At 74.2% G+C, this 9,220-nt stretch carries 8 protein-coding genes; 1 reads left to right on the top strand and 7 read right to left on the bottom strand.

The features are described from left to right. Positions 1 to 223 precede the first annotated feature (223 nt). The 7 genes from ABT006_RS34600 to ABT006_RS34570 all read right to left on the bottom strand — a co-directional run bounded on the left by ABT006_RS34600 (position 224) and on the right by ABT006_RS34570 (position 6,757). A complete protein-coding gene (locus tag ABT006_RS34600) occupies positions 224 to 1,402 on the bottom strand; it encodes a peptidoglycan DD-metalloendopeptidase family protein (protein ID WP_350712688.1) in 1,179 nt (392 codons plus the stop codon). 170 nt (positions 1,403 to 1,572) lie between these two features. Beyond that, positions 1,573 to 2,562, bottom strand: coding sequence for an ABC transporter permease (locus ABT006_RS34595; RefSeq protein WP_350712687.1), 990 nt, complete (start codon positions 2,560 to 2,562; stop codon positions 1,573 to 1,575). Next, positions 2,559 to 3,449 carry an ABC transporter ATP-binding protein gene (locus tag ABT006_RS34590; protein ID WP_350712686.1) on the bottom strand — a complete coding sequence of 297 codons (891 nt, stop codon included), beginning with the start codon at positions 3,447 to 3,449 and terminating at the stop codon, positions 2,559 to 2,561. The genes ABT006_RS34595 and ABT006_RS34590 overlap by 4 nt, the downstream gene beginning before the upstream one ends. 11 nt (positions 3,450 to 3,460) lie before the next feature. Then, the gene (locus tag ABT006_RS34585) at positions 3,461 to 3,877 is read right to left on the bottom strand and encodes a GntR family transcriptional regulator (RefSeq protein ID WP_350712685.1); all 417 of its coding nucleotides are present in this window, start codon (positions 3,875 to 3,877) and stop codon (positions 3,461 to 3,463) included. A 192-nt stretch (positions 3,878 to 4,069) separates the two neighbouring features. Next, positions 4,070 to 4,831: a prenyltransferase/squalene oxidase repeat-containing protein gene (locus ABT006_RS34580; protein ID WP_350712684.1), complete on the bottom strand. Its 762-nt coding sequence runs from the start codon at positions 4,829 to 4,831 to the stop codon at positions 4,070 to 4,072. A 16-nt stretch (positions 4,832 to 4,847) separates the two neighbouring features. Beyond that, positions 4,848 to 5,492 (bottom strand): LuxR C-terminal-related transcriptional regulator, encoded by a 645-nt coding sequence (locus tag ABT006_RS34575; protein ID WP_350712683.1) that lies wholly within the window; start codon positions 5,490 to 5,492, stop codon positions 4,848 to 4,850. After that, entirely contained in the window at positions 5,444 to 6,757 is a 1,314-nt protein-coding gene (locus ABT006_RS34570; RefSeq protein WP_350712682.1) for a sensor histidine kinase, read from the bottom strand. Before ABT006_RS34570 ends, ABT006_RS34575 begins: the two co-directional genes overlap by 49 nt. Before the next feature lie 100 nt (positions 6,758 to 6,857). Between ABT006_RS34570 and ABT006_RS34565 the strand changes: the two genes are divergently transcribed. Continuing rightward, positions 6,858 to 9,020 (top strand): MMPL family transporter, encoded by a 2,163-nt coding sequence (locus tag ABT006_RS34565; protein WP_502891061.1) that lies wholly within the window; start codon positions 6,858 to 6,860, stop codon positions 9,018 to 9,020. Positions 9,021 to 9,220: the final 200 nt, after the last annotated feature.

The following is a 9,220-nucleotide window of genomic DNA, read 5'->3' as shown; positions in this document are numbered from 1 at the left end:
GCGTTGCGCGACGTCCCCGAGGGCACCCCGGTCATCGTGAAGGTCCTGCCATGACCCGGCCGGATCCCGCCGTCCTCGCCCGGATCGCCGAGAAGCGGGAGCGGCGCCCCGACCCCGGGCCGGTCGGCGGCTCCGAGGCGCTCCGCCCACCACCCGTCCCCGCGCGACGGCGGCCCCCACCGTCTCCGGCGGGGGCCGCTGCGTCGACGCTCGGCGGAGCCGGTCAGCACCAGCCGTTGACCGCGCCGTTCACGCCGGTCCACAGGAAGGCGTCGGCGACCCAACTGCCGTCGCTGAGCCGGTTCCACAGCGACGTGGTGCCGTACCGGCCGGTGTGGCTGGTGCCGTTGGCGGAGCAGGAGATGGTGACCGTCGCGCCGTCACCCACCGAGCCGAGCACGGCGTAGCCGGTGCCGGGGCCGGACCGCTTGTTCACCGTGCCCCCGCCGTTGGCGTCGACCACCGCCTGGTTGAAGCCCAGCGCGCCGTAGTTGTAGACCGCGCCACCGGCGCCCCGCCAGGTCGAGCCGTGCCGCGCCCCGCCCTGGTAGGCCGAGGCGCCGTTTTCGAACACCCACTTGCCGAGGCCGTGGCCGGCGATGGGCACGTAGGCGCTGTTCTGCCGCAGTCCGAAGTGGACGTGCCGGCCGTACGCGGCCCCGCCGCAGGTGACGTCGGTGCCCGTGTAGCCCAGGTAGGCGCCCTGGCCGACCGCCGTGCCGTTGGCCGAGATGTTGCTCCACAGGTGGTAGTAGTCGGTGGAGTAGCCGCGGTCGTGGATCACCCGGATCCACCCCCGGCACATCGTGTACGCCGTGCCGGCCCGGGCCGCGCGGACCACCTGGTCGCCGCCCGCGAGGTCGATCGAGCTGTACGGCGTCTCGTAGCCGCCCCAGCCGTGCGGGCCGCTGGTCAGCGTCCAGGTCTGGCCGACCGCGAACGGCAGGGCCATGCCGGTCCGGTAGTCGCCGCCCGCGTACATCGTGCCCGGGCTGCGGGTGAGGACGCCCTTCTCCTGCTTGCCGACCAGGGGCGACTCGGCGGCCAACTCGCCGAACTCCGCCTCGCCGTCGAAGCTCACCTGCCACCCGCCGGCCTCGGCGCGGGCGATGAAGATCGCGCCGGTCGGGTGGACGTCCTCCTCGTGGCCGGTGAGGGCGACGGCGGTGCCGAAGGCCCAGCGGCCGCTCTTTCGGGTGACGGTGACCCGGGTGTCGGGCTCCTCGGCGTGCGCCTCGCCGGCGACCCGGGCCTGCCCGAGCAGCTTGACGGTCACGGCCTGCTCGACGCTCGCCCGGGCCGGGTCCGGCGTGGGCGCGGCGGCGTGCGCAGCGGTGCCCGCGACCAGGAGTTCCGTCGCCAGGAGGGCCGTGGCTATGCCGGCCCATCGTCTGATGTGCACCATTGACGACCTCTCAAATTGAAGTACATCGCTAAGTGGTGCTGACGATAGACAGAACCAAGAATATTGTCTACATGTTGACACGCTTGCAATGAAGGTATGTTTCGGCCCGCCGGCCGCGTCGGCGAGGCGCGGCCGGCGGACGCCCGGGCAGGGCAGCCGGCGGGTGGTCAGGCAATGCGGCGGATGCGGCGGACGGCCAGCAGGAGCAGCAGCGCCGCGAGCGCGACGAAGATGCCGACCTCGATGCCCTGGAACAGCCAGAACCGACTCTCCGGCTGGTAGAGCCACCAGTTGTAGGCGCCCGGCCCGAGGCCCAGGTCGGCGCCGCAGGCCCGCCCGTCGGGGCCCGTGGCACCGGGCGGGCAGATCACCTGGGCGTTGGGTGCGACGAGTTTGCCGTTGGCGTCGTGGACGCCGTTGGAGAGGATCCAGTCGCGACCCCTGATGGCGAGCTCGTCGGTGGAGCCCTGCACCGGGTAGGTCAGCTCGCGGGCGGGCAGGTAGCGGGGCCTGGCCAGCGCGGCCACGGCGACGCGCAGGCCGAGGAAACCGACCAGCGTGCCGGCCATGGCGGGCAGCGCCCGGGGCCAGACGGTGCCGGCGAAGACGCCCAGCGCGACCGCGAAGAGGGTGTACCCAATCGGCACCACGCCCTGCATGTCGAAGAAGAACGCGTCGAACCGGCTCTGCCGCCAGCCCTGGTTGAGCGGGGTCAGCCACCAGGACATGCCCAGCCCGTAGACGACGGAGACGAGCAGAGCGGCGGCTCCCACGAACCCGAACTTGACCAGCGCCCAGCGTTGCCGGCTGACGCCCTGGGTCCAGACGAACCGGTGGGTGCCCTGCTCGACCTCGCGGGCGATCAGCGGGGCGCCCCAGAACAGACCGACCAGCAGCGGCAGCACGAGGAAGAGGATGCCCGCCAGGCTCAGCGTGCCGAACTGGTCGTGGAACTGGTTGAAGGCCCTGTCGCAGGTCTCGCCGAGCCCCGGCGTCGGGCCCGGGTCGCCCGCGGCGACGCACTCCGGCAGGCCGTAGTCGTCGAAGGCGTCGCGCATCGCCAGGCCACTGATGATCATGAAGGCGCCGAGGACCGCGAGCCCGCCCAGGGCGAACAGCGCGTCCCTGCGGTGCTGCCGCCAGGTCAGCCAGATCATGCCGGCACCCCCCATTCCTCGTGGCTGGCCTGCGCGTCGCCGTCGGCGAGGTAGGCCAGGATGACGTCCTCCAGGGACACGTCCCGCACGCTCCACCGCGGGTCGGCGACGGGCCCGTCGGTGCGCACCAGCAGGGTCGACTGCCGGTCGGTGTGGCTCGCCCGCACGACGTCGGCGACGCCCGGGATCGGCTCGCCGCCGTGCCGGGGGCCGATCAGGCGCCGGTGCGCGGCGACCAGGTCCTCGACCGCGCCGGCGAGCCGGACCTGGGCGGCGTTCAGCACGATCAGGTGGTCGCAGACCCGTTCCACGTCCGCCAGCAGGTGCGAGGAGAGCAGCACGGTGGTGCCGGAGTCGGCCACGCTGCCCATCAGGGTCTGCAGGAACTCCCGCCGGGCGAGCGGGTCGAGGCTGGCCACCGGCTCGTCGAGCAGCAGCAGCCGGGGGCGCTTGGCCAGGGCGAGGGCGAGCGCGACCTGGGCCCGCTGCCCTCCGGAGAGCTTGCCGACCGGCTTGTTCGGCGGGATGCCGAGATCCGCCAGGCGGGTACGCGCCATCGCCGCGTCCCAGCGGCGGTTCAGCCTGCCGCCCGCCGTGATCAGCTCGGCCGCGGTGAAGTCCCGGTACAGCGGCGTGTCCTGGGCGACGAAGCCGATGTCGGCCAACGCCGCCCGGTTGTCGTAGGGGGGCTCGCCGAACAGCCGCACCGCCCCGGCGTCGGGCCGCAGCAGGCCCACCGCCAGGTGCAGCAGCGTGCTCTTGCCCGCCCCGTTGGGCCCGACCAGGGCAGCGATCCGCCCGGCCGGCAGGCGGAACGAGCAGTCCCGCAGCGCCCAGTGTCTCCCGTACCGTTTGCCCATCTGGTCGGTCTCCAGCACGGCCTCCATGGCGTGTCCTCTCATCCTGCCGACGTGGCGTTCTGCGGCGGGGCGTCCACCGGGAGCGTGGCCCGCATGGTCGTCTCCACCAGGGCGGTGATGTCCTCGGGCGTCAGTTCGGCCGCCTGCGCGCGGTGCAGCCAGGCCACCAACTCCGCCCGCAGTTCGGCCTGGTTGGGCAGGGACGTTCCGGCGAGGGTGCGCGTGACGAAGGTGCCGACGCCCGGCCGCCCCTCCGCGAGGCCCTCGATCTCCAGCTCGCGGTACGCCTTCAGCACCGTGTTGGGGTTGATGGCCAGCGACTGCGCGACGTCGCGGACCTTGGGCAACTGGTCCCCGGGGGCCAGCAACCCCACCCGCAGGGCCTGTTTCACCTGCTGCACGAGCTGCATGTAGGTGTTCACCTTCGACCGGCCGTCCAGCACGAACTCGATCACCCGCCGCGCCTCCCCTGTTGTCTTACGACAGTAGGACTATAGAACAAGTGGGCGCCGACGGGAGCCCCTTCGTCGACGTGCGCGCCCTTCCGGACGGTCCGGGGAGATCCGGCGCCTCACGTCCGCTCGACGAGCTATCGACGCTTCCGGATCCGACCCGGCCCCGCCTGTCGCCCTGTCGGCGGACGCGGTTCAGACCAGGCCGGCGACGGCGCCTATCGCGGTGATGGCGACCGCCACCTGCTCGGCAGGAGGACCGTCGACCGGCCACGAGCCGTCCGGGCGCTGGGTGGCGGTGAGCCGCCGGACCACGGCGCGGAACACGGGATGGTCCCGGGGCAGCAACGCCGTCCGCAGTGCGCATCCGGCGCGGGCGACGTCGGCCGGCGGCGCGTCGAGCAGCCGCCGCGCCAGGACGTCCAGTCCCTGGTCCGCCTCCTCGCGCAACCCCACCGCCCACAGCAGGGCGGCGGCGAGCCAGGTGGTGGTGAGGCACGACGGCCAGGCGCCGGAGGCTCCCACGGCGTCGCGCACCGCCCGGGCGGCCCGCCCGGCCGTCTCGGGCCGGTCCAGGACCGCCAGGCACCAGCCGACGTAGGCGGGCAGGTAGAGCGGGTCCTGCGACGGCAGGTGCCCGGCGTCCACGGCGGAGCGCACCGTGCCGTCCGGCGCGACCAGCGCGGCGAGCCAGTCGGCGCAACGGTCCACCCGGGAGTTGTACCGCAGGTCCAACTCGATGATCCGGGCGAGCCGTTCGCACGTCGCCGCCACCGAGGGGGCGCCGGCCGACCAGGGTGCCGGGAAACCGCCCTCGGGAGACTGGTCGGCGAACAACGCGTCCGCCACGTCCAGCGGCGCCGGCCACACCCCGGTCAGCACCGTCGCCAGGCGGTGCCCGTCGGACTCGTCACCGTGGGCGATCACCCACTCGACCGCCGCGCCGTTGTCGATCACGAACCGACCCTGACCCTCACCCGTGGAGGTACGCGAGGACCGCCAGCACCCGGCGGTTGTCGTCGTCCGACGGCGGCAGCCCCAGCTTGCTGAAGATGTTGTTGATGTGCTTGCTGACCGCCTTCTCGGTGACGAACAGCCGCCCGGCGATCGCCGCGTTCGACCGGCCCTCGGCCATCAGGGCCAGCACCTCCCGCTCCCGGGCGGTGAGCTCCCGCAGCGGCTGTGCCGTCGCGTTGCGGGCGAGGAGCTGGGAGACGACCTCCGGGTCCATCACCATGCCACCGCCGGCCACCCGGCGCACCGCGTCGACGAACTGGTCGACGTTGGACACGCGGTCCTTGAGCAGGTAGCCCACTCCCCCGCCACGGTCGGAGAGCAGCTCGCGGGCGTACAACTGCTCGACGTGCTGGGAGAGCACGAGGATCGGCAGGCCCGGCAACCGGGTCCGGGCCTGCAACGCCGCCTGGAGCCCCTCGTCGGTGAAGGTCGGTGGCAGGCGCACGTCGACGACCGCGACGTCCGGGTGGTGCCGGACCAGCGCCGGCAGCACGGACGGCCCGTCGGCGACGGCCTCGACCACCTGGAAGCCGAACGCGTCGAGGATGCGCGTCAGCCCGTCCCGGAGGAGGGCGAGATCCTCCGCGATGACAACTCGCACGGCAGCTCCATGGTCACGACAGTCGGTCCGCCGGGCGGACTCGTCACGGTCATCGTGCCATCGAAGGCTGCCAGACGGCGTTGCACGCCCGACAGGCCGGTCCCGGAGTCCGGCGTCGCGCCGCCCCGGCCGTCGTCGCCGACCACCATGGTCAACCGACCGTCGCGGTACGCCAGCCGGATCCACGCCCGCGCCGCGCCGCTGTGCTTGGTGACGTTGGCCAACGCCTCGGCCACCGCGAAGTAGGCCGCCGACTCGACCGCGGCCGGCGGGCTGCCGGGCAGCGCGACGTCGAGCTCCACGGGCAGCGGCACCGCCAGCGCGAGCGCCCGCACGGCGCCGTCGAGTCCGCGTTCGGCCAGCACCGGCGGGTAGATGCCGCGGACCAGGTCGCGCAGCTCGACCAGGGCGCGACCGCTGGTCTCCTGCGCCTCGGTGAGCAGCCGCTGCGCCGCGGCCGGGTCGTCGGCCATCAGCTTCTCGGCCAGGCCGATGCTCATGCGCAGCGCGACGAGCCGGGCCTGTGCCCCGTCGTGCAGGTCGCGCTCGATCCGGCGCAGCTCCGCGGCCTGGGTGTCGACCGTGTCGGCCCGGCTGGCGGAGAGCTGCCGGACCCGCAGCGCCAGCTCCTGCGCCCGGGTCGGGGCCAGGAAGAACCCGGCGAAGCGGAAGTGCAGCCACACCAGCCACTGCGCGACCACCAGGCCGGCGAACAGGAACAACCATCCCTGGGGTACGGACAGCACCGCCTGCACGAGGTTGTCCATCGGCCAGAACACGCCGTAGCCGTACCAGTCGACGTTGAGGAACAGGACCACGGGCATCAGCAGGACGCCCTCCAGCCCGTACACCGGCAGGACGAACGCCAGCAGGCAGGCCCCGCCGGTCACCATGCCCGGCATCAGCCAGGCGATGTCCCGCCAGGTCGCCGGGTCACCGACCACCCAGCGGAACCGCCGCCAGGTGCCGAGCCGGGCGCCCTCGGGCGCCGGCGGGTACGGCGAGGCGATCGGCATGCCGTGCCACCCGGCCACCCGGCGTTGCAGCCCGGTCGACCACCGCACCAGCACGGTGACCGCGGGGAACAGCGCGAACCCGATGCCGAGGGCCGGGATGAGCGCGAGCGAGACCACCGACAGCACGAACAGCGCCGCGTTGGTGGCCAGGCTGAGCAGGGCCACGGCCAGGCCCTGCACGGCGGCGAGCGCGCCGGGCCGGACCGACTGCCTGACGAACGCGCGTACGGAGCTGTCCACGGCGCCCATTCTCCGGCACCGGTCCCACCGGAATCGGTGGTGCTAGCACCACCCACCTTCGGGACCTGGCACCCCTGCCCCCGCCCCCCTCCGGCCGAAGGATCGAGACGTGACCACAACCAGGCAGGAGAGACCCGACATGTCCCGGCGGCAACGACTGGCCGGCCTACCGTCCGGCCGACGCACCAAGTACGCGATGCTCGTCTTCTGGCTCGTCCTCGTCGCGGTGGCCGGACCGCTGGCGATCAAGCTGACCGAGGTGCAGAACAACGACACCCTCGGGGCGCTGCCCGCCTCCGTGGAAGCCAGCCGCGCGGTGCAGCGGGCGGAGGCGGCGTTCCCCGACTCCCAGGCGCCCCTCGCGGTCGCCGTCTACGTACGCGAGAGCGGGCTCACCGACGCCGACCGCGCGAAGGTCGACGGCGACCGGGCCGCGTACGCCGCGTACGCCGACGGCGGCCAGGTGCCGCCCCCGGTCCCGAGCGAGGACGGCAAGGCGGTGCTGGTGTCCTTCCCGGTCGCCGGCGACGACGAGCAGCGGGCCGACGCGGTGGCCGACATCAGGGACCGGCTGGCCGCCGACGCCCCCGACGGGCTGCGCACCGCGCTCACCGGCGAGGCCGGCGCCACCGAGGACGTCTTCGACGCGTTCGCCGGGATGGACACCGCCCTGCTGCTGGCGACCGCGGGCACCGTCGCGCTGCTGCTCCTCCTCACGTACCGCAGCCCGGTCCTGTGGCTGATCCCGCTCCTGACGGTCGCGCTGGCCAACCAGCTCGCCAGCGCGGTCGTCTACCTGCTGGCCGAGTACGGCGGCCTGGCGGTCGACTTCCAGAGCCAGAGCATCCTCACCGTGCTGGTCTTCGGCGTCGGCGTGGACTACGCCCTGCTGCTCATCGCCCGGTACCGGGAGGAGCTGCGCCGGCACGCCGACCGGCACGCGGCGATGGCCGTGGCGCTGCGGAGGTCGATCGGCGCGATCTGCGCCTCGGCGGCGACCGTCGCGGTCGGCCTGCTGTGCCTGCTCGCCGCGCAGCTGCCGGCCACCCGGGGCCTGGGACCGGTGGGCGCGGTCGGCATCGCCGCGGCGTTCCTCGCCATGACCACGCTCCTGCCGGCCGTGCTGGTCATCTTCGGGCGCTGGCTGTTCTGGCCGTTCGTGCCCCGCCACACCCCCGACGCGGTCGTCGACGACGAGGCGTCCCGGCACGGGCTGTGGCGCCGGGTCGCCGGCGTCGTCGGTCGCCGCCCGCGCGTGGTGTGGCTGGGCACGGCGGCGGCGCTGGTCGCCCTCAGCTTCGGCATCGGCAACCTCAGCATCGGCATGCCGGCTGACCAGTCGTTCACCACCGAGGTCGGCTCGATCACGGGCCAGCGGATGATCGCCGCGCACTACCCGAGCGGCACCGTGGCGCCCGCCGAGATCCTGGCCACCGCCGGCACGGCCGACCAGGTGGTGGCCGTCGCCCGTGCGGTGCCCGGGGTGGCCGAGGTCGGCGAGCCGCAGCGCTCCCCCGACGGCCGGTGGGTACGCGTCGCGGCCGTCCTCGCGGACACGCCGGACAGCGACGCCGCGCTGGACACCGTCGACCGGCTCCGCGCCGCCGTGCACGCATTGCCCGACGCGCAGGCGCTGGTCGGCGGGGACACCGCGTACCTGCTCGACGAGGAGCGCACCGTCGGCCGCGACAACCGGGTCGTCGGCCCGCTGATCCTGGCGGTGGTGTTCGCCGTCCTGGTGCTGCTGCTGCGGGCCCTGGTCGCGCCGCTGCTGCTGCTGGCGAGCGTGGTGCTGTCCTACGTCGCCGCGATGGGCGCGGCCGGGCTGATCCTCGACGCCATGGGCTATCCCAAGCTGTTCGTCGGGATCCCGCTGCAGACGTTCCTGTTCCTGGTCGCCCTCGGCGTGGACTACACCATCTTCCTGGCCACCCGGGCCAGGGAGGAGACGGCACGGCTCGGGCACCGCCGGGGCGTGCTGCACGCGCTGACGGTCACCGGCGGCGTCATCACCAGCGCGGGCGTGGTGCTGGCGGCCGCCTTCGGCGCGCTCAGCGTGCTGCCGCTGGTGCCGTCGGTGCAGTCGGCCGTCATCGTCGGCGTCGGCGTGCTGCTGGACACGTTCCTCGTGCGCAGCCTGCTCGTGCCGGCCCTGGCGCTGGAGATCGGCCGCCGCACCTGGTGGCCGGGCGTGCTGTCGCGGCGGGGGTCACAGGTCCGGACGCAGCCCGTCGAGCCGGCCGCGGCGAGGGCCCGGTCAGGGCTCGCGTAGCGGGACACTTCCGGGGGCGTAACGCCCGGCCGCCCGCCACCGGGCGGGGGGGGGGGGGGGCCGCCGCCCGGGGCGGGGGGGCCCCCCCCCCCCGGCCCCCCCCGCGGCGGGGGGGGGGGGGCGCCGCCCCGGGGGGGGGCGCCCGGGGCCGGCGGCGGGGGGCGGGCGACGCCGCGCGCGGCGGGGGGCCGGCCGCGGAG

Source organism: Micromonospora sp. NPDC002717 (assembly GCF_040295705.1).
GTDB lineage: Bacteria > Actinomycetota > Actinomycetes > Mycobacteriales > Micromonosporaceae > Micromonospora.
The sequence above is the reverse complement of the archived record's forward strand: the minus strand, read 5'-3'. Positions and strand labels throughout refer to the sequence as shown.

Excerpts from the sequence above, each read along its gene's own strand:
- ABT006_RS34595 (WP_350712687.1), bottom strand. The coding sequence starts at position 2,562 with ATGATCTGGCTGACCTGGCGGCAGCACCGCAGGGACGCGCTGTTCGCC.
- ABT006_RS34590 (WP_350712686.1), bottom strand. The coding sequence starts at position 3,449 with ATGGAGGCCGTGCTGGAGACCGACCAGATGGGCAAACGGTACGGGAGA.
- ABT006_RS34570 (WP_350712682.1), bottom strand. The coding sequence starts at position 6,757 with ATGGGCGCCGTGGACAGCTCCGTACGCGCGTTCGTCAGGCAGTCGGTC.